Origin of the sequence: Flavobacterium maritimum (assembly GCF_040049085.1) — a bacterium.
Lineage (GTDB): Bacteria > Bacteroidota > Bacteroidia > Flavobacteriales > Flavobacteriaceae > Flavobacterium > Flavobacterium maritimum.
In genome coordinates this window covers 439,775-459,951 of the sequence record NZ_JBDLZY010000004.1, presented here as the reverse complement: position 1 = coordinate 459,951, position 20,177 = coordinate 439,775, and the positions used below count along the sequence as shown (strand labels likewise).

Annotated in this window: 23 protein-coding genes; 8 read left to right on the top strand and 15 right to left on the bottom strand. The window is 32.7% G+C overall.

The genetic code is table 11. From position 1 onward, the window contains the following. Positions 1 to 38: 38 nt before the first annotated feature. A complete protein-coding gene (locus ABEB23_RS11380; protein WP_348812719.1) occupies positions 39 to 1,715 on the bottom strand; it encodes a Na/Pi cotransporter family protein in 1,677 nt (558 codons plus the stop codon). Positions 1,716 to 1,854: 139 nt separating this feature from the next. Continuing rightward, the gene (locus ABEB23_RS11375; protein WP_348812718.1) at positions 1,855 to 2,304 is read right to left on the bottom strand and encodes a 2-dehydro-3-deoxyphosphooctonate aldolase; all 450 of its coding nucleotides are present in this window, start codon (positions 2,302 to 2,304) and stop codon (positions 1,855 to 1,857) included. A 183-nt stretch (positions 2,305 to 2,487) separates the two neighbouring features. On the opposite strand from ABEB23_RS11375, the gene ABEB23_RS11370 reads away from it, so the two are divergent. Continuing rightward, entirely contained in the window at positions 2,488 to 3,045 is a 558-nt protein-coding gene (locus ABEB23_RS11370) for a YeeE/YedE family protein (RefSeq protein ID WP_348812717.1), read from the top strand. Positions 3,046 to 3,048: 3 nt separating this feature from the next. Further along, positions 3,049 to 3,462, top strand: a complete 414-nt coding sequence (locus tag ABEB23_RS11365) for a DUF6691 family protein (protein ID WP_348812716.1) — start codon at positions 3,049 to 3,051, stop codon at positions 3,460 to 3,462. Positions 3,463 to 3,496: 34 nt separating this feature from the next. Here ABEB23_RS11365 and ABEB23_RS11360 read toward each other — a convergent pair whose 3' ends face one another. The 9 genes from ABEB23_RS11360 to ABEB23_RS11320 all read right to left on the bottom strand — a co-directional run bounded on the left by ABEB23_RS11360 (position 3,497) and on the right by ABEB23_RS11320 (position 10,960). Continuing rightward, positions 3,497 to 4,183 carry a lysoplasmalogenase gene (locus tag ABEB23_RS11360; RefSeq protein WP_348812715.1) on the bottom strand — a complete coding sequence of 229 codons (687 nt, stop codon included), beginning with the start codon at positions 4,181 to 4,183 and terminating at the stop codon, positions 3,497 to 3,499. 15 nt (positions 4,184 to 4,198) lie between these two features. After that, positions 4,199 to 5,464: a sterol desaturase family protein gene (locus ABEB23_RS11355; RefSeq protein ID WP_348812714.1), complete on the bottom strand. Its 1,266-nt coding sequence runs from the start codon at positions 5,462 to 5,464 to the stop codon at positions 4,199 to 4,201. Positions 5,465 to 5,556: 92 nt separating this feature from the next. Further along, positions 5,557 to 5,832, bottom strand: a complete 276-nt coding sequence (locus ABEB23_RS11350; protein ID WP_348812713.1) for an ATP-dependent Clp protease adaptor ClpS — start codon at positions 5,830 to 5,832, stop codon at positions 5,557 to 5,559. A 40-nt stretch (positions 5,833 to 5,872) separates the two neighbouring features. Continuing rightward, entirely contained in the window at positions 5,873 to 6,706 is an 834-nt protein-coding gene (gene prmA / locus ABEB23_RS11345; RefSeq protein ID WP_348812712.1) for a 50S ribosomal protein L11 methyltransferase, read from the bottom strand. 117 nt (positions 6,707 to 6,823) lie between these two features. Beyond that, positions 6,824 to 7,633 carry a hypothetical protein gene (locus ABEB23_RS11340; RefSeq protein WP_348812711.1) on the bottom strand — a complete coding sequence of 270 codons (810 nt, stop codon included), beginning with the start codon at positions 7,631 to 7,633 and terminating at the stop codon, positions 6,824 to 6,826. Between the two features lie 224 nt (positions 7,634 to 7,857). After that, positions 7,858 to 8,610 (bottom strand): triose-phosphate isomerase, encoded by a 753-nt coding sequence (tpiA, locus tag ABEB23_RS11335; RefSeq protein ID WP_348812710.1) that lies wholly within the window; start codon positions 8,608 to 8,610, stop codon positions 7,858 to 7,860. A gap of 30 nt (positions 8,611 to 8,640) precedes the next feature. Next, the gene (locus ABEB23_RS11330) at positions 8,641 to 9,135 is read right to left on the bottom strand and encodes a TlpA family protein disulfide reductase (protein WP_348812709.1); all 495 of its coding nucleotides are present in this window, start codon (positions 9,133 to 9,135) and stop codon (positions 8,641 to 8,643) included. A gap of 152 nt (positions 9,136 to 9,287) precedes the next feature. Beyond that, positions 9,288 to 10,397 (bottom strand): BT_3928 family protein, encoded by a 1,110-nt coding sequence (locus ABEB23_RS11325; protein ID WP_348812708.1) that lies wholly within the window; start codon positions 10,395 to 10,397, stop codon positions 9,288 to 9,290. A 23-nt stretch (positions 10,398 to 10,420) separates the two neighbouring features. Beyond that, entirely contained in the window at positions 10,421 to 10,960 is a 540-nt protein-coding gene (locus ABEB23_RS11320) for a DUF1599 domain-containing protein (RefSeq protein ID WP_348812707.1), read from the bottom strand. Positions 10,961 to 11,086: 126 nt separating this feature from the next. Here ABEB23_RS11320 and folP point away from each other — a divergent pair, with 126 nt between their 5' ends. Both folP and ABEB23_RS11310 read left to right on the top strand, forming a co-directional pair. After that, positions 11,087 to 11,911, top strand: a complete 825-nt coding sequence (gene folP, locus ABEB23_RS11315) for a dihydropteroate synthase (protein ID WP_348812706.1) — start codon at positions 11,087 to 11,089, stop codon at positions 11,909 to 11,911. Continuing rightward, a complete protein-coding gene (locus ABEB23_RS11310; protein ID WP_348812705.1) occupies positions 11,912 to 12,550 on the top strand; it encodes a hypothetical protein in 639 nt (212 codons plus the stop codon). Between the two features lie 58 nt (positions 12,551 to 12,608). Here ABEB23_RS11310 and ABEB23_RS11305 read toward each other — a convergent pair whose 3' ends face one another. From ABEB23_RS11305 to ABEB23_RS11295, 3 genes are all read right to left on the bottom strand, one after another. Continuing rightward, a complete protein-coding gene (locus tag ABEB23_RS11305; RefSeq protein WP_348812704.1) occupies positions 12,609 to 13,103 on the bottom strand; it encodes a CHRD domain-containing protein in 495 nt (164 codons plus the stop codon). Between the two features lie 303 nt (positions 13,104 to 13,406). Next, positions 13,407 to 13,880, bottom strand: coding sequence for a 23S rRNA (pseudouridine(1915)-N(3))-methyltransferase RlmH (gene rlmH, locus ABEB23_RS11300; protein WP_348812703.1), 474 nt, complete (start codon positions 13,878 to 13,880; stop codon positions 13,407 to 13,409). 58 nt (positions 13,881 to 13,938) lie between these two features. Next, positions 13,939 to 15,357 carry an adenosine deaminase gene (locus tag ABEB23_RS11295; protein WP_348812702.1) on the bottom strand — a complete coding sequence of 473 codons (1,419 nt, stop codon included), beginning with the start codon at positions 15,355 to 15,357 and terminating at the stop codon, positions 13,939 to 13,941. A gap of 294 nt (positions 15,358 to 15,651) precedes the next feature. On the opposite strand from ABEB23_RS11295, the gene ABEB23_RS11290 reads away from it, so the two are divergent. Continuing rightward, positions 15,652 to 16,890, top strand: a complete 1,239-nt coding sequence (locus tag ABEB23_RS11290; RefSeq protein WP_348812701.1) for an ammonium transporter — start codon at positions 15,652 to 15,654, stop codon at positions 16,888 to 16,890. Positions 16,891 to 16,995: 105 nt separating this feature from the next. Here the strand turns inward: ABEB23_RS11290 and ABEB23_RS11285 are convergent, their stop codons facing one another. After that, entirely contained in the window at positions 16,996 to 17,493 is a 498-nt protein-coding gene (locus ABEB23_RS11285; protein WP_348812700.1) for a hypothetical protein, read from the bottom strand. A 333-nt stretch (positions 17,494 to 17,826) separates the two neighbouring features. On the opposite strand from ABEB23_RS11285, the gene nadC reads away from it, so the two are divergent. From nadC to ABEB23_RS11270, 3 genes are all read left to right on the top strand, one after another. Continuing rightward, positions 17,827 to 18,684 (top strand): carboxylating nicotinate-nucleotide diphosphorylase, encoded by an 858-nt coding sequence (nadC, locus tag ABEB23_RS11280; RefSeq protein WP_348812699.1) that lies wholly within the window; start codon positions 17,827 to 17,829, stop codon positions 18,682 to 18,684. 3 nt (positions 18,685 to 18,687) lie between these two features. Then, a complete protein-coding gene (locus ABEB23_RS11275) occupies positions 18,688 to 19,617 on the top strand; it encodes a YihY/virulence factor BrkB family protein (protein ID WP_348812698.1) in 930 nt (309 codons plus the stop codon). A gap of 99 nt (positions 19,618 to 19,716) precedes the next feature. After that, the gene (locus ABEB23_RS11270; RefSeq protein WP_348812697.1) at positions 19,717 to 20,151 is read left to right on the top strand and encodes a DUF2147 domain-containing protein; all 435 of its coding nucleotides are present in this window, start codon (positions 19,717 to 19,719) and stop codon (positions 20,149 to 20,151) included. Positions 20,152 to 20,177 lie beyond the last annotated feature (26 nt).

Genomic DNA, 20,177 nt, shown 5'->3' with positions numbered 1-20,177 from the left:
TTTTATTTGAAAAATTAAGAGCTTTCATAGTACAGAATTTAGGTTCTGTATATAGGTATCTCATTAAATTCTGCTGCTTGTTTTTCATCCAATAATGTGTCTTTTACAGACATTAACATTGCTTTATTTGAAGTAAAAAGTTCACGGTTAAAATTAATCACTGTGGTTATGTCAATGTCTTCAATAGGCTCGTGTTGTGCCTTTAGATAGAAATCGTTTAAAGCACTTGTGTAATTATTTTGGATAGTATTAAAAATAGACTGCAGTTTTTCAAAACTGACCAATTCCTCTCGTGTTAGAAAAGCATTTAATTCAAGGTACAGTTTTTCAGTTTCTTTTTTATGATGTATAAAAAAATTGTATTTAATATCTTTTGAGGAACTTCTGAGATTTGAAATATTAGTTCCTATGTCCTTTATACTTTTTACAGAATGCATAGAACTTCGTACGGCCGAAATTAGCAGATTAAGCTCTGAGTTTTGTTCCGGTTGCAATTTAATTCTCAGTTTCAAATAAAAGGTTTGTATCTCTCCTTGCAACTGTTTTAAAAATTCATATTTTTCTTCCTCATTCTTCGAAAAATAGTTTCTTTTTTCGTTGATTTTCTTAAAATCAGCCTGTTCACGAAATGATTTTGTATCAATTTTAAAAAGTTCCAGATTAAAAATCATTGAATTATGAATGAAATATTTTGTTTCTCTTCGAAATAAATCTAATGCTGTTTCGGGTTCGGTGATATTGGCATGACCAATAAAAGCGGCAGTGGAAGAGTCAGTATCTTTGAAAAAATATTCTAAAAACTTTGAAAACAAATTCAGTATCGGGAGAAAAATTACAATGGCTAATAGATTAATTAGACTTGAAAAAGTAACCAATCCTATCAGTGGGTCTTTAATTTTAAAAATATCCGTAATTAGCGTCAAGATTTGCTTTAGAAACAGAAAAGCTAAAGCAGTAATAAAAATATTGAAAAGTAAATTACCTAGTGCAACTCTTTTTTTGGATGCATTTCCTCCTAAAGCACTGAGCAAAATTTTGATAATTGTTCCGGTTTCAGAACCCAGTACAAGAGCAGCAGCATTAGGAAAGTTTATAGCTCCGGCATAAAGGGCACTAAGTGTAAGTGCCATGGTGACAGAGCTGGATTGAACAAGTACAGTAATAATAAAACCTATAATCAAGAAAACAATCAGAGGCATTTGTGCGTATTGTGTAAAATCAAAATCTCTTACCTGACTTTCCATAGCCATTTTCATAAAGGAAATCCCGATAAATAATAATCCAAATCCAAAAAGAAAATAAGACAGGTATTTAATTTTTTTACGATTACCAAAAAAGATTAGTAAAAGCCCTCCGGAGCAAACAGCCGGATAAGCAAAAACTTCAATGTTTACCCCAAAACCTAAAGTAGCGACTAACCAACTGGCAAGCGTAGTTCCTAGATTAGCTCCCAAAATAATGGCCATGGCATTTTTCATGCTAAAGACGCCTGCACCTACAAAAGCTAAGACCATTAAAGAGACCATGGAACTACTTTGAAGAACAACCGTTATAACAACACCACCCGCAACTGCACCAATATTGTTTTTGGTAATGCGTTGCAGAAAAAGTTTAAAATTCCTGCCGGAAAGGTTTTTTAATGATTCCTCAAGCAAATGCATGGCAAAAAGGAATAATCCGATACCCGCTAAAAGTTTGAAGGCCGTATTAAGCATATCCGTAGTCATAAGCAGTCCTAAAGATAATAATAAAAAAGATTTATATTAAATTTAGAAATTATTTATTGTCTTAAAAGACAGCTCATAACGAGTATATTTATAGCAAACGAAGCAGTAAATTATAAGTAAAATATTTTTATTTTTTTAGGCTAAGACCTACCGGTACCATCAAAACACCTTTCTCATAAATATTCAAATAGAGTAGGATAGGACTTTTTTGACCTTCCCACTTTACTTCATAAACATCCAGAAAACCGGCTCCCATATCACTTCTTTTTGTTGGAAATGGACAACAGCTTTCTAATTTCGTATAGGTTAATTTCTCACCTTTTGGCCCTGCTAACGCATTGAGATAGCGTTGTTGATTAATGCTTTCATCTTTACTGTTTCTGAAAAAAATATTAATAGGATAGTCTTTATCATAACCGTATCTTTTATCAGTGCTAAATTGTGTGATTACAAAAGTATTCTCTGCTGTAAGTTTAGGATTAGGAGCATTATCGTCAACATTTTTTAAAGTTGATTTTGTGCTTACACAAGAAGCGGAAAAGAGTAGTATAGCGATAAAAACTATTGATTTTTTCATAATTGTTTTATTTATTTTCTTCCTTAATTTTAGATAAAGCGTTTTTAATGCAAAGTCATAAGCCATGACAACACTACAAATATAAAAGAACTTTTTTGAGGTTGGTTACTCAAAACTAAATTTGCCGGACTAATTGTGATAATATTAAATAACATATTCCTTACTTTTGCAAAAAAAATACACATGAATTTTATTTTTCAGACTTGGCCATGGTATGTTTCTGGTTTTTTAATCGGCATGATTATGCTTTGTTTAACTTATTTTGGTAAAACCTTCGGAATGTCGTCTAATTTGCATTCTTTGTGTTCTATGACTGGAATAGGGAAGAGGGTCCCATTTTTTAATTATGATTGGAAATCACAACGTTGGAATTTGGTAGTAGTTTTAGGCGCTATGTTAGGAGGATTTGTTGCAGTTCATTTTATGAGCGACCCTTCAAATGTTACTATTAATCCAAAAACAATTTCTCAGTTGTCTGAACTGGGAATAGATGCACCAAACGGGAAATTACTGCCTGACGCACTTTTTGGAAAACAGATTATGGATTCCCCAAAAAGTATTTTAATATTGGTCATTGGTGGGATTTTAATTGGCTTCGGAACACGTTATGCTGGCGGCTGTACTTCAGGCCATGCTATTTCAGGATTGAGTAACTTACAACTTCCGTCTTTAAAAGCTGTAATCGGATTTTTTATTGGCGGATTGATTATGGCTCATTTTTTATTACCCTTAATTTTTTAAATTATGAATATATTAAAATATTTGCTTGTTGGATTTGTTTTTGGGATTGTACTGACCAAATCTGAAGCAGTTTCCTGGTATAGAATTTATGAAATGTTTCAGTTTCAATCTTTTCATATGTACGGAATTATAGGAGTGGCGGTTGCAACGGGATTGACTGGTATCCAAATAATAAAAAGAAATAAATTAAAAAACATTAAAGGATTACCAATAGAAATTCTTGATAAAGAAAAAGGATCCACTCGATACTGGATTGGAGGATTGTTTTTCGGATTGGGATGGGCATTGGTTGGTTCTTGTCCAGGACCTATATTTATTCTTATTGGAGCTGGATTTTTTCCTGTAATTTTTATTTTTATTGGCGCATTGATCGGAACATTTATCTATGGCTTATTGAAAGATAAATTACCACATTAAAACTATATATCTTGGGCTACAAAATAGCATTTTCTTAAAAAGAGAATGCTATTTTTTTTTGATTTAACTTTAAGATACCATTCACAATAAAATATTGTGCAGCAATATAAGTCAGCATGATTAAGAAAGAACCCGAAGGAATTGGGCTGTAAAATTTATTGAAAGCCAGAATACTATCTGAACTCACAAAAAAAACAGCGCCCACTAAAATTGGATTGTCAGATAACTTTACCCAAATAAAACTGCCTTTAAATGCAAAATAAAGCATACTGGTGATTACTGTGGCATATACCAAAACTGGAATTTTTAAAGGACCTAGTTTAGGAAATAAGGTAAACACCATCACTGCAAAATAAACAAGAATTAAAGAAATACCAATCCAATATTTTGATTTATTTTCAATGGTTCTGGCTTTTTCTTGTTTACTGAATAGCAAAATGTAAACAATATGGGAAATTAGAAAAGCAATTAATCCTAATATAAAATACAACTCAGCACGATCAGAAAACATTAAGATCACATCTCCGATCCAAGAAAAAAGCAAAGCAATCATGAGAATTTTTTTTGAAGCAAAATTTTCAGATATATAGACCGCTAAAATCAAAAAAGGAATTAAAAATGGTTTCAAATACCAAGCAATATTTTCATATCCGAAAAGAATTATTAAAAGATAAAGAACACTAAAACCTATATAACTTTTCAATACTAATTTATTTTCCATGGATTAATTTTAAGATTAGGCTAAAGCTAGTTTTTCTTTTTCGAAATTGACGCTGACGAAATAAATGTTGACTACTAAAGACAGTATTAAATAACTTATAACCAAATAATTTGCGAAAGGGAATAGTTCATTCATTTTAAACCAATCTCCAAAATAAGCGATAATGGCAATTCCAAACAGAAAACGAATTCCTTCCCAAAACAAAGAAAATTTTCGAGTATCCATCAGTTCGGTATAACTGTAAACGGAGATAAAAATAAAGGCACCATAAATAAATACGTTAGGTAAACCAATTATCGCAATAGAACTATATAAATAGCTAATAAATAATAGTGTTACAACAGCCTGAAAAATGGACCAAAATATTAATTTATTAGAATTTTGAGTTCCGTATTTTTCAAAAGTATATACGTTAGAAATTTTGTTTACCGGGAATTTTTCTTCGAAATTTTCGGGACGCCAACCAGTCGGTTTAAACCAAATAGTCAATTTATCTTTCCAATTTTCGGCTCTCCAGGCATCAGTAATAAGTAACCAAAGATGCTGGAAATTAATCCGAATCGGGTTCCATGTTTGAGCAGGTCTTGTGATACCAAAAACGGGAGGAACAGTTTCTAATTCTTCCTGAAAAGTACCAAATAACTTGTCCCAAATTATAAAGATTTGCGAATGGTTTTTGTCCATATATTCAGGATTAATAGCATGGTGCACCCTGTGGTGAGATGGCGAAACCAGAATATTTTCAAGAAAACCAATTTTCTTGATGTGTTTGGTGTGGTACCAAAACTGCAGAAACAAATGAATAGGCAATGTTACTGCTATTACTTTTGCAGGAACTCCTAAAAGAGCTGCAGGAATCAGTAAAAAAGTAAATAAATTGACAAAACTGGAAACAGGTTGGCGCAAAGCACACGCCAAGTTAAACTCCTCACTGCTGTGATGAATGGCATGTTTGTTCCATAAGAAATTGATTTGATGAGACAAGCGGTGACTCCAATAGCCATAAAAATCAATTGCTATAAAACCAACAATATAGGCGAGGATGGTTGCCTCCATTTGGAAAAGAGCAATTTTGGAAACAATCCAATCGTATGAAATTAAAGTAATGCTAAGACCTAAGACGTCTTTTACAGAATTGACCATTCCAGAACTTATACTGGATACAGAATCCATATTTGGAGCGGTATCTTCTCCTTTGTAACGTCCGTATAGTTTTTCAAGCAGTATTAATATTAAAAAGATTGGCATTGCAATAACCAAAATTTTACCGTATTCTTCCATAATTCATATAATTTTATTCAAATATAGAATAAAAGTATATATTTTTTGAATTATTAACAGTAATTAATTTTTTATGCAATGCCAATCTGATATTATACTATTTCTGCACTTAATCCAGCTTCAAGTAGCTGTGTGCATTGTGGTTTTAATTTATCATAAGGACCCGTTTTCACGGTACACTTTCCGTTATAATGCACAATCAATGAACATTGTTCAGCTTGTTCGGGCGTATGATTGCAAACACGGATTAAAGTATCAATAACGTGATCAAAAGTATTTACATCGTCGTTATAAACAACGATCTCATTGTCGAGAGAAGTAATTTCTTTGACACTGACTCTTTCTCTTACTTTTTCTTTAGTACTCATTTTGGTAGGTTTTTGTACTTTCGTAATTAATTAATTTACACTAATTTACGTATTTTAAAGAAACCCAATTGTTTCTTTGAAATTTTTTAACATACGTTAAGCCTTTTTCAGTACAGGAAGCATCAATAAAAGGGATGTCTTCTTCATAAAAACCGCTTAATAGTAGGGTTCCTTTTGGATTTAAGGAATTCACATAACTTTGCATGTCATTCAACAAAATATTTCTGTTGATATTAGCAATAATTAAATCATACTTTTTCCCTTCTAACAAAGCTGCTTCACCTTCATAAACGCTAATATGTTTGCAATTATTACGTGCAGCATTTTCGATAGAATTTAGATAACACCAGTTATCAATGTCAATAGCATCAATTGGCTGAGCTCCTTTCATTTCTGCTAGAATAGCTAAAATTGCAGTTCCGCAACCCATATCAAGAGTTTTCATCCCAGTCACATCTGTTTCCAATAAATGTTGAATCATCATGTGAGTTGTTTCGTGATGCCCCGTTCCAAAACTCATTTTTGGTTCTATAACAATATCAAATTCGGCATTGGTTTTAGGATGAAAAGGAGCGCGTACATGACAATTTCCTTCAACATCAATAGGTTCAAAATTCTTTTCCCATTCCTCATTCCAATTTACTTGTTCGATTTCTTCGAAAGTATAGGCTATTTTAAATTCTTCTGATTGTAATATGAAGATATCGTCAAGAATGTTCTCATCCCATAAATCCTTTTGAACAAAGGCAGAAATTCCGGTTTCAGTTTCAGTAAAGCTTTCAAATGCTTTTTCTCCCAATTCCGCTATTAATATTTCTGAACCTAGTTCTTTTGGTTCTATGGCAAAATGATATCCAATATAAATGTTTGACATGTTTGTTTTTTTTTGCAAAGGTAAGTAAATAATCCAGTAAAATTTAAGCACAACAGTAATAACCATAAGGTTTAACAAAATGTTCAGACCTTTATAAGTATTTGACAGATACCCTTTTTAGATCTTCTTCATAAAATTGTTAAGTGCCTTTTTAAGATCATGAATTGGTTTTAAGGATATCTCCGTTCCACTTTCTCCATTAGAGGAATAATCAAACGGGTTATCAAGATCTTTAATCAATTTAAACATATAAGTAATTAAAAATGTAACTACTAATGTGAAAAACAAAGACGCATAAAATGGTTCAATTTTTATAATTAGAAGACAACAGCCTATCAAAATACCCATCGCTTCTAAGATTGCATAAGCAGACCCTATAAAATCCGTATCTCTTATAGTATCAATTCTTAAGATCATTTTTCGAAGGCTATTTTGCTCGTTTTTCATTTTTATGATATACCCCATCTGAATTCCCTCTTTGTCTAATTCTATGAAATAATGGTTCATATCACTTATTTTCGAGAGTATGGATTCAGTCTTTTCATTTTTGTAAAACCAATCTAAAAGTGAGCTGCAGAAAGAATTTTGAAATTCTAAAAATTCAGCAGCAGTTTGGGTGTCCTTGCTTTTGTAAATAGTATAAGTATCGTCAAATAATGACTTCATTGAGGCCGAAAGTTCGCTCGGTAGTTTTTCACTCTCCTTATAATCAGATAATACGCCGCTAATAAGAAACCCTATTAGAAAGATTGTACCGGCTACCAGACTTGTAAAAAGGGCATTAAGCTCAATTACTTCTAATGCAAAATTATGAGAAAGAGCTTTTAAGATACCAATCAAAATGATAAAAGGGGTGATTCGGATGGCAATGGACCATTTTTGCCAAATTTTTCTTGATGATTTTTTAACTGAGTTGGGAAGATTCATGAATTATTAATTGTAAATATTAAAGAGTATGCAAAGATAAAAATGAGTTTAAAATAGCGTTTTATAAGGTTCTGGAAAGAATTCTAAGATGCTGCAAATTTCAGTCATTTATCCAAAAATTTCAAGTGAATTGCAAAATTATTCAATTCCATAATTTGCATAGTCGCAAATAAAAAATCCTGTTGTTACACAGGATTTTAAATTATAAAAAAGTATTTTATTTTTTAGATAGCGTTCACAATTGCTACAAAATCATCTGCTTTTAATGCTGCTCCACCAATAAGACCACCGTCTACATCTGGTTTAGAGAAAATTTCTTTTGCATTATCTGGTTTTACACTTCCTCCATAAAGAATTGAAACATCATCAGCGATATCACTTCCGTAAGCTTTACGAACAGTTTCTCTAATGAATTCATGCATTTCCTGCGCTTGTTCCGGAGAAGCAGTTTCACCTGTTCCGATTGCCCAAACAGGCTCGTATGCTAAAACAATGTTTTCCCAGTCTTTAGCATCGATATGGAATAAACCATCTTTCAATTGGTTTTCAACTACGTTAAAATGATTTCCAGATTGTCTGTCTTTTAATTCTTCACCAAAGCAAAAAATAACAGTCATGTCATGCTCAAGAGCAGTATCAACTTTGCTGGCGATTAAAGCATCTGTTTCATGAAAAATAGCTCTACGCTCTGAATGTCCAAGAATTACTGTATTTACACCAACGCTTTTTAACATATCAGCTGAGATCTCACCTGTAAAGGCTCCACTTTCTGCTTGATGTACGTTTTGCGCAGCAACATCAATATTTGTAAATTCTAAATGGTCAACTGCAGAAGCCAAGTTAACAAATGTTGGCGCAACGATTATTTGTGCGTTACTGTCAGTTGGTATTTTTTCTATCAATTCGTTCAATAAATCTTCAGTTTGCTCTGCGTTTTTATGCATTTTCCAGTTTCCTGCAACAATCTTCTTTCTCATCTTAGTTGTGTTTATATTAAATTTTAGTTTTTATTTTAAGCTTTTTAATGTCTCATTTATTTTGTCAAAATCAGTTTCTATAGCACGATACAAAACAATTTTTCCAGTTTTATCCAAAATGATATATCTTGGAATCCAGTCTAAATCAATCGCTTTCGCAAAAACACCTTTCATTTGGTCATTTGCCATAAACTGATCTCCTTTTAATTGGTGTTTTTCAATTCCGCTTTTCCATTTATCAACGGTTTTATCCATAGAAATAAATATATAGGCCACATCTGGATTGTTCGCCTGTAATTCTTTTAATTTGGGCATTGCCTTTACGCAATCACCACACCAGGAAGCCCAAACTTCTATTACAACAGTTTTTCCTTCATGTTTTTTTATAATATCTTGAAAGGCTATTTGATTTCCGTCAGCAGCTAATAATGTCTCTGCTAAAGCTTCTTTTGAAAAGGCAGATTTTTGTGCGTTAGAGCAAGAAAAGGTAATGAGAGCAATGAATAAGATTAGTAATTTTTTCATTTAATTTTATTTTTACAAAGTTAATCAAAGATATGAAAAGTGGTAGGTAGATTTATGAATTTTGAAACCAGATTCTCAAAAATACCAAGCAATATCGTTATAGTTAATAAAAAACCAAAAAATAGCACCTAAAAGGCATGACCTTAATTTATTTACAGTTTCAGGTCATTACTGTCGTTGTGATGTACCTTCTGTTTGATCGTTCCCTTTTCAAGAATTACAATACTTGGATTAGCTCTTTCAATAGTTTTTAAAGCAATGGCATCACAAAAATAAAAATCAAACGTATAACCAAATTCTTTTTTTGTTTTGGCGATTTGCTCTGGAGTAGATGCAGTCATTCCAATCACTTTATAACCTTTCGATGTAGCGGTCTGTTTTAATTTTTCCAATTTTGATAAGCCATTTTTATCAGAAGTCGTCAAATCATAAGCAACAAATACAACTAATTTAGGCTCATTTAAAAATTCGTCTTTGTAATCAGAACCATCTTTCTCCATCGTGAAATCATGGATAGGAGGGATGTAACCTTCAGTGATTATTTTATCTTTTCTATCAACAAAAGTGGCTCCCGCAGGAAGTGACATTAATTGCTTTTCAGTAAATTCCTTATCAACACCGTTAACTTTGTAGATAAAAATCATTTCAACCACTGATTTTGGAGCGTTATCAGGAATTCTCATTCCTTTTTGAATGTTGTTTCCAACTTTAAAAGGTCTGAAATCTATGATTGGCAGATGATTTAAAACCCAGAAACCCATGAAAGAACACAAGGCGAAACTGGCGTAAATGACAATGTTTTGAACACTATTTCTAAATAATGGTTTGATTAACTTTTTATTTCGAAATAAAATCAGAATAAAAAACAACAATACAACATCTTTAGTGAAGGATTGCCAAGGTGTCAGTTTTAAAGCGTCTCCAAAACAACCACAATCTTTTACCACATCAAAGTAGGCAGAATAAAAGGTTAAGAAAGTAAACATGACGATTAAAAGCAACAGACTCCAAACCGTAAATTTTGTTTTGTAACCAATGAGCAACATTATCCCTAAAACCACTTCAAAAATAACGATGAACAAGGCTATAGCTAATGAAAATGGTACGAAAAAAGGCAGATTGAAGACAGGTTCACTAAAATATTCTGCTAATTTATAAGAGAAGCCGACAGGGTCATTTAACTTAATTAAACCGGATATTATAAATAAAATACCAACGAAGATGCGAGAAAATTGGGTAATTAGATTTCTTAGATTAATCATAGATTTAGGAAGTTATTTGAATTTTATTTTTTGGTCATTAAAATCAAGGCAAAAACCGCATAATTAATCATATCCTGATAATTAGCATCAATTCCTTCTGAAACTAAGGTTTTTCCTTTATTGTCTTCAATTTGTTTAACACGAAGCAATTTTTGAAGAATCAAATCAGTCAAAGAACTTACGCGCATATCACGCCACGCCTCACCATAATCATGATTTTTGGCTTCCATCAACTCTTTGGTCAGTTTTATTTTTGAATCATATAATTGAGTCGCTTCTTCGACGTTTAAATCAGGCTGGTCCACAACACCTAACTCCAATTGGATTAATGCCATGATAGAATAGTTGATAATTCCAATGAATTCACCAGTTTCGTCTTCGTCTATTTTGCGGATTTCGTTTTCCTGTAAACTTCTTATTCTTTGTGCTTTTATAAAAATCTGATCGGTAAGGGAAGGCAAACGGAGTATGCGCCAAGCACTACCATAATCTTTCATTTTGTTGATAAATAAAGAGCGACAAATTGCAATTACAGAATCGTATTCTTGTGAAGTATTCTTCATTATTGGTGTATATTTGTATTCAAATTTTTTCAAAAATAAGGATAATTTTTTGATTGAAGAATGATAAAAGAATGAAGATTGAAGATTATCGATTTTTGAATGCTCAAGTTTTAAAACCCAAAAAGAATGACTATAAATTGTAAAGGCAAACTAATAGATTTAACCACTCCTACGGTAATGGGAATATTAAACATTACTCCCAACTCATTTTTTGACGGAGGAAAGTATAAAAACGAAAGTGAAATACTTACAAGGGTAGAAAAAATGATTACAGATGGAGCGACATTTGTAGATATTGGCGCTTACTCCAGTAAACCCAGTGCGGAGTTTGTTTCTGAGCAGGAAGAAATTGAAAGAATTGTTCCCGTTGTGAATTTAATTCTAAAACATTTTCCGGAAACCATTCTTTCAATAGATACTTTTAGAAGTGAAGTTGCTAAGGCTTGTATCGAAAATGGAGCAGCAATTATAAACGATATCGCTGCCGGGCTTTTAGATGAAAACATGTTGGAGATAATAGCAAAATACAAAGTCCCTTATATTATGATGCATATGAGAGGAACACCGCAAACTATGCAAACGCTTACTGATTATAATGATATTGTAAAAGAAATGTTGTTTTATTTTTCGGAGCGAGTTGCCGCTGCAAGACGTTTGGGAATTAACGATTTAATTATTGATCCCGGTTTTGGTTTTGCCAAAACATTACAACAAAATTTTGAAGTTTTTCAAAAATTGGAATTATTTGAAACTTTAGAGTTACCCATGCTGATAGGGATTTCCAGAAAGTCAATGATTTATAAAACCCTGAGCAGCAATGCTGAAGAAGCTTTAAACGGAACTACAGTTTTAAATACTTTAGCATTAACTAAAGGTGCAAAAATATTGCGTGTCCACGATGTGAAACAAGCCATGGAATGCGTTACATTATTCAATAAAATCAGTCAATAAATGAAATATTTAAGCCTATTGGTTTTGTTCATCTTTGTTTCTTGCGAAAATAAAGAAGAGATATTATTACCAAAGTCAAATGTGACTATCGTAAAAGACATTCAGGATCATTCACCTATCTATATTTTTTTCAGGACTAAAGACAAAGATACATTGGCCGAGGTAAACAGAAAAAACAGTATCATTTCAACCAATTGGATTTTGAATATTGACAAACGTTTGCCTTTACGATTGGTAATTCCGGAAGTGATGAAATTACAAGAAAAAAAACGCGGAGAAAAAGCACATAAGAACGAAGCAGCGCAGAATTATTATTCGTACGCAGATAGTATTGGGAAAAACTTAGCTTTTATTCCTTTCACGGAAGTGTATTATAAATTAGAAAAACCAAAATCTGGGCTTATTGTATTTTTTGACAAGAATAATGATATTTCAGTGGATAATGTAGCGGTTAAAAGAGAAGAATTAGCAAACTATCTCAGTGCATTAGTAATTGATAAAAAGAGTAAAACGATATTTTGTTTTGATAAAAACTTGAAGTATGGAAGTTACATCCAAAATAAAATTTTTATTAGAAGTTTGAATTTTAGAAAATCTGAACTAACACCGGTTATTATCAATCAAGAATTTGTTTACTAAATAAAAAAAAGGCTTCCCCGTAAAAGAAAGCCTTTTTTTTTAGCGCCAGAATTATTAGCTAATAGGTTCCACCGCCTCCGCCACCGCCACCGGAACCACCTGGATTTGTAGTGATAAGTTGCCCTCTTATTTCTCCTCCTGGGGATGCAGCACTATGCAAGTTAACATAATAGAGATTGGCTAATAGATCAGCTTCTTGGCTTGCATTTAAAGGAGGGCTTGTATAGTCCATTGGAGAGCTTAAATCTGTGATAGGAAAGACAATTCCCCCATCAACTCCTACAGCTCCTTTATGAACATGAGCCTCTGTGACAGTTAAACCTGTATATATAACTCTTAATGTGAATATTTTTGTGGTTTTATCAAATTTAAGAACAGCAGTTCCATAAGCGTCTGTCGTAGTATTAGGAGGAACTTCGCTTGGACCATCTAAATCAGCATTAAAAGTAACTATAATGTGCGACGGAGTAGGATCATTATTATCATCATTATTACATGAAATAAACGCTGATAAAATGGCAAAAATAACTAAAAACTTAATTGAACGTTTCATAACAAAATATTTTAAAGGTTAAAGAAATAAATCAAATGCGATTAGAAAGCAAGTGATTTTTTGCAACACAAATATTTAATGAACGGTTTATTGCAAAACATCTGCAATTGTGTATGATAAAGTTAGAAGTTTTAATCTTTAATCAGGAATAAAATTAAGTTAAAATACTTATTTCCAAATTGTTAATAAAAAAAATAATTATTAGGGTTTTTTGAGCGAAGTTAAAAAACACCATATTATCAGTAAAAAATAAATTCAAAATATAATTTTTATTAAAAAATATAAATTGCAAAAAGCTGAAAATTACTGATGATGATAGGGTTCGTTTCTCAAAATAGTGAAACCGCGATACAATTGCTCAATAAAAAACAAACGAACCATTTGGTGGGAGAAGGTCATCAGCGAAAGTGAAATTTTTCCTTGTGCTTTTGCATAGACTGTTTCCGAAAAACCATAAGGGCCACCAATCACAAAAACCAAAGTTTTAATACCCGAATTCATTTTCTTTTGTAATTCTTCTGAAAATCCAACGCTGGAGAAGTTTTTTCCGTTTTCGTCCAATAAAACAAGTTGGTCGGTCGGGCTTATTTTTGCCAAAATCAATTCCCCTTCTTTTTCTTTTTGTTGACTTTCGGATAGGTTTTTTACATTTTTGATATCGGGAATAATGTCCAATTCAAATTTGATATAAAAAGACAAACGCTTGGTGTAATCGTCTATTAAAGATTGCAATGTTTTGTTATCGGTTTTGCCAATAGCGATGAGTTTAATATTCATTTGTGTAATATTTCAAAAGTACAAAGATAGAAAAAGCCAAAAATAAAGTGATCCTTAATTATTTGGTTTCAAAATTAGCTTCAAATGTTTTAAATCTTTTATCTAAATTTTTAAGCAGTTCCTTCTTTACGGATTCCTCTTTTATGAAACTATAATTAATACTGTTGTATACAAATTGCTTGATATCCGAATAGGAAATATCTTTGTATCTTTTGGCTAATAACACATATTGTTCGGTCATATTGGTTCTCAAAATCCCTGCATCATCAGTACTGATAACTATTGGAACACCAAATTCCTTATATAAAGTTACTGGATGACGATTTTCCTTTACTTTTAAAATAAATTCATTACTAACCAAATTGATTTCAATCGCAATTTTGTTTTTTTTCATGTAACGCAACAATTCATAGGGTTTCTCTTCGTATGCCATATCAACGCCATGACCAATACGATTGGCTCCTGCATCATAAACAGCCGAACTAATGTGCCAAGTCAGATCTTCAGGCTGTACCAATCCCAAAGTAAGTTCTCCCGCATGCAAAGTGTATTTTACATCTGGAAAACGGGAATGGCAATACTTAAACATCATCATATGAAGCCAATAATCTTTCATTGATGTTTCACCATCTTCTGGAGAAACAATATTAACACCGGCCATTAGCGGACTTGTATCGGCTGAAATAAATGCTACAACTAAATTCTTGAATAATTCTGTCGGTTCCATAAACCGTAATACAAAATTCTGGTACCGCATGGTAAAACGATCATCGTCAATCTTTAAATCGGAATGTAATTTTCCAACAAAATTAGTATTGAAATCTTTAGCGTAAATTCCAACATTCTTCTTCATCAACTCTTTATAAACCTTATCCAAAAGTTCCATGATGGCTTTTTCGTCTTTCTCCGCTGCCATAGTGCGTAATTGGGGATCTAATTTGGTCAACTCCTCCATATTTACTGCTGCAGGAATGGTTGATAATTGCGTTTCTATGTAACTTAAATTTTCTTTTACAGCCCGGTTTTTAAGCTCTAATAAACCCGATTTGAACATTTCGTCTGAAGCGAGCATGAACTTCTCGAAAGCTTCAAAAAACAATTTATCGGAAGGATAATCTACATTATTATAATCTTTCACTGACCATTTATGTATAATTTTTTGTTTGAATTCCTCCAATTGTCCTTTGCTTCTTAAGGTTGAAAATTGTTCCCAATTCCCATTAAATGGTTTTTCTCTGGCAACCATCATGGTTTCTGTATTCAAATAGAAATTTTCAAGTATGGCATATTGCAAAATCGGTTCTGCATATACTGATCCGGAATAGTGATGGTGCAAATCGCCTCCTTTTGGCATTTGCGAAAAGAATGCTGTTAAAGCCACTTCATTGTTTCTGATTTTTTCAAAATAAGAATTTGCAGATTGTGAAAAACCAAGATGAATAAAAGTAAAAAAAGTGAGCGTATAAAAGAATTTCATAGTAGTGAATTTTGTCAGAACAAGTATAATTTAAAAGGTTTTTAAACAAAAAAAGAGTAAATTTTGGTAAATATAAAGGATTTGAAAGACTTATAAAAATTCGGTTCTTCTGCTTTTTTGCTGTTCATGTATTTTTGATACATGCCACTAATTTTTAGGGGGTATCTATCTTATCTTATATAAAATAAAATTCAGAACCCTCCTGTTTTTTATAAAAATCACAATATTGATAAAAATCGAGAAAAAAATATTGGAGGATTTGTATAGTTTTGCGAAAAAATAAAAAAATATATTATGTTAGATGTAGGATTAACCACCTTTATGATTCTTGCCACTAGTTTAGTGATGCTGATGACACCCGGACTTGCTTTTTTTTACGGAGGATTGGGATGTAATAAAAATATTTTGAGCATAATGATGCAAAGTTTTGTTTCTATGGGAATTGGAACTGTGCTTTGGTTTGCTTTCGGTTATTCAGTTTGTTTTAGTGGAAACATGGAAGCCGGAACTGATTTTTTTGGAATAATAGGTAATTTTGATAAAGCTTTTTATCACGGAATTACACCTTCTACTTTGTATTCACCAGATAAACGTTTTCCTGAATATATTTTTATAGCATACCAAATGATGTTTGCTATTATTACTCCGGCTTTGATTACAGGAGCTTTCATTAACAGAGTTTCTTTTAAGTCCTATGTGGTTTTCCTTATTCTATGGCAGATATTAGTGTACTATCCATTTGTTCATATGGTTTGGGGAGGAGGAATATTAGCTGAATGGGGTGTGTTTGACTTTGCAGGAGGAATTACGGTGCATGCAACAGCCGGATTTGCGGCCTTGGCATCAGTATATTTTGTAGGTAAAAGACAAAACAAGCATGAACCAAACAACATTCCTTTGGTAGCCATAGGAACAGCTTTACTCTGGTTTGGTTGGTACGGATTTAACGCAGGAAGCGAATTGGCAGTAAATTCTATTACCGTTTCCTCTTTCTTAAATACAGACACTGCCGCTTCCTTTGCAGCTGTTACCTGGCTGTTAATTGAATGGAATACCGGTAAAAAGAAACCAACTTTTATTGGATTAATGACCGGAGCTGTAGCAGGTTTGGCTACAATTACGCCTGCTGCCGGATATGTAGATATTTACTCAGCTGCTCTTATTGGAATTATTGCCGCTTTTGGTTGTTTTGCAGCTGTTAAATTTAAAGAGCACAAAGGTTGGGATGATGCGCTTGATGTATGGGGTGTTCACGGAATGGGAGGCATAATTGGAACTATTTGTTTGGGTTTTTTTGCTAATAGCTCTATTAATGAAGCAATTCCTAATGGACTGTTTTACGGCGGTGATGGATGGTTACTTTTCAAAGAATGTGCTGCAATCCTTTTTGCCACTACTTATGCCTTTGTTTTTACAGTTTTCTTATTTAAAATCATCAATACGTTTATTCCAGTTCGCATCAACGAAGAGGACCAAACCGTAGGATTAGATATTCTTTACCACGGTGAAGTAGCTAGACAATCACACAACTAACCACTTACCAATTTCGCTTCTTGAACTAGCAAGAGAAGTAAACCAAAAAGGGCAACATTCAATAATTGAAATGTTGCCCTTTTATTTTTTATACTTTAAAAATACTTATTCTTTCGGTAAAGGTGCACCAACGGCAACATCACAACGGTGTCCTGTTTGTCCATGCGGAGGGTTCATTCCTTCAGGAGTAGGAGCCGCTAAAAGTGCCGGAGTCTGATTTACATTTGGACTAGGACTAACAGTCGTAATCGGTTTGCTTTGTTGCGGTACACTTTGTACAGTTTTTAAAGGAGAATTTAATGGCGCACCTACAGGAATATCACATCGATGACCTGGTTTACCATGCACCGGATTCATTCCTGGCGCAACAGGAGCCGAAGCCGCTAAAGCAATATTTTGATTTACAATATTGGGATCTTGTTGCACCTGCGGCGACATCACAGATTGATTTTGAACCGGGGCAGGAGCAGTTTGAGTAGTCTGATTTATCTGAGTAAAAGGAACCACGTTTTTAGTTACGTTGCTTTTTTCAGCTTCAGTTTCTTTTTTACAAGAAGTGAATAGGACTGCTGATACAAAAAGTAGGCTTAAAAAAGATCTCATAAACGTTTTTTTAGTATGAAATTCAAATGTAGGATTTTAAATAATACACTTAAATTATTTTTTAATTTTTGTAATAGATTAATAAATACTAAATATTTCCTAGTAGAAATACACCAATAATTTTCTCTTAAAAATCTAATTAAATACCTTTAATGTGTTTTATCTTTCCGTAATACTTCATTTCCGTTACTTGTTATACAGAAGCATTTCGTTTTAAAAGTTCTGAATAACCGTACCCAATTTGTTCTCTTGTTTTTTAAAAAGAAGCAAGCTAACAAATTTTAGAATTCGCAAAATATATCCTACTTTAGCATTTCATAAAGTACCAAAAAAATGATTAGTGAAGCCCAGTTTAAGAATGAGTTACAAATCCTGATTTCTAATGCAATACGCGAAGATGTAGGTCCTGGCGATTATAGTTCGTTAGCCTGTATTCCTTCGACAGCCACCGGAAAAGCAAAGCTCCTGGTAAAAGAAGACGGAATTATTGCCGGTGTGGCTTTGGCTAAAATGATTTTCGGATATGTGGATTCAAACCTGCAAATAGAAACATTTATTGAAGATGGAACAGCAGTAAAAAAAGGAGATGTTGTTTTTCATGTCTCGGGAAGTTCTCAATCCATTCTGAAATCTGAGCGTGTGGTGCTGAATTCGATGCAACGGATGTCTGCCATTGCTACTAAAACTAAAGAATATGTTGATCTTTTGGAAGGTACTAATACCAAAATTCTAGATACCCGTAAAACTACACCTGGTTTTCGTGCCGCCGAAAAATGGGCAGTGAAAATAGGAGGGGGAGAAAACCATCGTTTTGCCCTTTATGACATGATTATGCTTAAGGATAACCACAATGATTTTGCTGGTGGTATTACGTTGGCTATAGCCAAAACTAAAGCATATCTTAAAGAAAACAATCTGGATTTAAAAATTATTGTTGAAGCCAGGAACCTCGATGAAATCAAAGAAATACTTGATAGCGAAGGGGTTTACAGAATTCTGATAGACAATTTCAATTATGAGGATACGCGAAAAGCAGTGGCTTTGATTGGAAACCAATGTCAAACAGAATCCTCTGGAAATATAAATGAAACTACGATTCGTCATTATGCTGAATGTGGCGTTAATTATATATCATCTGGTGCCTTAACTCATTCTGTGTCTAATATGGATTTGAGCCTAAAAGCGATATAGTTTATGTCTGTAGAAATTGAAGCTAAACTCGAAAAAATTCCAATTGTACGACCTCTTGTCCGTGGTTTAAAAAAAATAAAACTAGCGAGGTTAGAAGGAATGTCATTTTATGATTTACTGGAATTATATGTTCTGGGAATTATTGAAGGAGCTTTTTCATACCACGCCAGTGCAGTTGCGTTTAGTTTTTTTATGGCCTTGTTTCCTTTTGCACTTTTTATATTGAATTTGATTCCCTACATTCCTATTGAAGGTTTTCAAAACGATTTTCTTGAATTTGTTAAGGAAGGCGTTCCTCCTAATACCTATGACGCAATTTATAAAATCATCAATGATATTCTGAATAATAGTCAGACCGGCTTGCTTTCGTCAGGTTTTATTTTATCTATTTTTTTGATGGCAAATGGTTTATCAGGGATTCTTGGTGGTTTTGAATCATCAAAACATGTATTGATTAAAAGGGGATTCCTTCACCAGTATTTAGTAGCTTTAGGAATGTCATTAGTTCTTTCTTTTCTATTACTGGTAACCGTCGCTATAATTGTGGTTTTCGAGGTTTTTATTCAAATAACTGTTATTCAGGATGTACTAAGTGATCGTATTCCGCTAATTATTTTAGGAAGATATGCATTTGTAATTCTTATGATTTTAGTAACATCTTCTATTCTGTTGCGATTTGGTACCAAACAATCCCATAAACCACCGTTTATAAGTACAGGATCTATTTTTACAACCGTACTGATAGTTATTTCATCCTATTTTTTTGGAATATGGGTAATAAAATTTTCGAAATACAATGAACTTTATGGTTCTATAGGAACTTTGTTGATTATGATGTTTTACATTTGGATAAACTGTATGATTTTGTTGCTCGGATTCGAGTTGAATGCTTCGATTAACAAATTAAAAAAGAAAAATAAACACCAATTATAGGGATTTTTAGCTTTCACCTTTTATATTTGTATGTTCTATGCGTGCATAGTAAATTAACTTTACCTAAAGCTGTCCGCAGAAGGTTTCAAAAACATAAACATGAAAAAATATATTTTATCGATTGCTGCCATTTTATTTTCAACGTTTTTTTACGCTCAAAACCTAACTGTTTTAGGAAAATGGAAAACTATTGATGATGAAACAGGCAAACCAAAATCAATTATAGAAATTTATGAGAAATCAGGAAAAATTTACGGAAAAGTAATTGAAATTCTGGAAGAAGAAAATAAAAAAAAGCTTTGCACTAATTGTTCAGGTGAGGATAAAAATAAACCTATTTTAGGTATGATTATTATTAAAGGATTAACAAAAGATGGGAATGAATATAGCGACGGTAAAATTTTAGATCCTAAAAATGGAAATCTCTATAAGTGTACAATCACATTAGAATCGAAGGATAAACTTAAAGTCCGTGGCTTTTATGGTATATCATTACTTGGAAGAACACAATATTGGTACAGAGTAAAGAATTAGTATTTATGTTAGACCTGTTATTAAAC

What these genes read in the sequence shown, in the direction of transcription:
- ABEB23_RS11285 (WP_348812700.1), bottom strand. Translation starts at nt 17,493, where the DNA reads ATGAGATCTTTTTTAAGCCTACTTTTTGTATCAGCAGTCCTATTCACT.
- ABEB23_RS11350 (WP_348812713.1), bottom strand. Translation starts at nt 5,832, where the DNA reads ATGAGTACTAAAGAAAAAGTAAGAGAAAGAGTCAGTGTCAAAGAAATT.
- nadC (WP_348812699.1), top strand. Translation starts at nt 17,827, where the DNA reads ATGATTAGTGAAGCCCAGTTTAAGAATGAGTTACAAATCCTGATTTCT.
- prmA (WP_348812712.1), bottom strand. Translation starts at nt 6,706, where the DNA reads ATGTCAAACATTTATATTGGATATCATTTTGCCATAGAACCAAAAGAA.
- ABEB23_RS11360 (WP_348812715.1), bottom strand. Translation starts at nt 4,183, where the DNA reads ATGGAAAATAAATTAGTATTGAAAAGTTATATAGGTTTTAGTGTTCTT.
- ABEB23_RS11375 (WP_348812718.1), bottom strand. Translation starts at nt 2,304, where the DNA reads ATGAAAAAATCAATAGTTTTTATCGCTATACTACTCTTTTCCGCTTCT.
- ABEB23_RS11320 (WP_348812707.1), bottom strand. Translation starts at nt 10,960, where the DNA reads ATGAAGAATACTTCACAAGAATACGATTCTGTAATTGCAATTTGTCGC.
- ABEB23_RS11380 (WP_348812719.1), bottom strand. Translation starts at nt 1,715, where the DNA reads ATGCTTAATACGGCCTTCAAACTTTTAGCGGGTATCGGATTATTCCTT.
- tpiA (WP_348812710.1), bottom strand. Translation starts at nt 8,610, where the DNA reads ATGAGAAAGAAGATTGTTGCAGGAAACTGGAAAATGCATAAAAACGCA.
- ABEB23_RS11270 (WP_348812697.1), top strand. Translation starts at nt 19,717, where the DNA reads ATGAAAAAATATATTTTATCGATTGCTGCCATTTTATTTTCAACGTTT.
- ABEB23_RS11370 (WP_348812717.1), top strand. Translation starts at nt 2,488, where the DNA reads ATGAATTTTATTTTTCAGACTTGGCCATGGTATGTTTCTGGTTTTTTA.
- ABEB23_RS11290 (WP_348812701.1), top strand. Translation starts at nt 15,652, where the DNA reads ATGTTAGATGTAGGATTAACCACCTTTATGATTCTTGCCACTAGTTTA.
- folP (WP_348812706.1), top strand. Translation starts at nt 11,087, where the DNA reads ATGACTATAAATTGTAAAGGCAAACTAATAGATTTAACCACTCCTACG.
- ABEB23_RS11310 (WP_348812705.1), top strand. Translation starts at nt 11,912, where the DNA reads ATGAAATATTTAAGCCTATTGGTTTTGTTCATCTTTGTTTCTTGCGAA.
- ABEB23_RS11330 (WP_348812709.1), bottom strand. Translation starts at nt 9,135, where the DNA reads ATGAAAAAATTACTAATCTTATTCATTGCTCTCATTACCTTTTCTTGC.
- rlmH (WP_348812703.1), bottom strand. Translation starts at nt 13,880, where the DNA reads ATGAATATTAAACTCATCGCTATTGGCAAAACCGATAACAAAACATTG.
- ABEB23_RS11275 (WP_348812698.1), top strand. Translation starts at nt 18,688, where the DNA reads ATGTCTGTAGAAATTGAAGCTAAACTCGAAAAAATTCCAATTGTACGA.
- ABEB23_RS11355 (WP_348812714.1), bottom strand. Translation starts at nt 5,464, where the DNA reads ATGGAAGAATACGGTAAAATTTTGGTTATTGCAATGCCAATCTTTTTA.
- ABEB23_RS11325 (WP_348812708.1), bottom strand. Translation starts at nt 10,397, where the DNA reads ATGATTAATCTAAGAAATCTAATTACCCAATTTTCTCGCATCTTCGTT.
- ABEB23_RS11365 (WP_348812716.1), top strand. Translation starts at nt 3,049, where the DNA reads ATGAATATATTAAAATATTTGCTTGTTGGATTTGTTTTTGGGATTGTA.
- ABEB23_RS11340 (WP_348812711.1), bottom strand. Translation starts at nt 7,633, where the DNA reads ATGAATCTTCCCAACTCAGTTAAAAAATCATCAAGAAAAATTTGGCAA.
- ABEB23_RS11295 (WP_348812702.1), bottom strand. Translation starts at nt 15,357, where the DNA reads ATGAAATTCTTTTATACGCTCACTTTTTTTACTTTTATTCATCTTGGT.
- ABEB23_RS11305 (WP_348812704.1), bottom strand. Translation starts at nt 13,103, where the DNA reads ATGAAACGTTCAATTAAGTTTTTAGTTATTTTTGCCATTTTATCAGCG.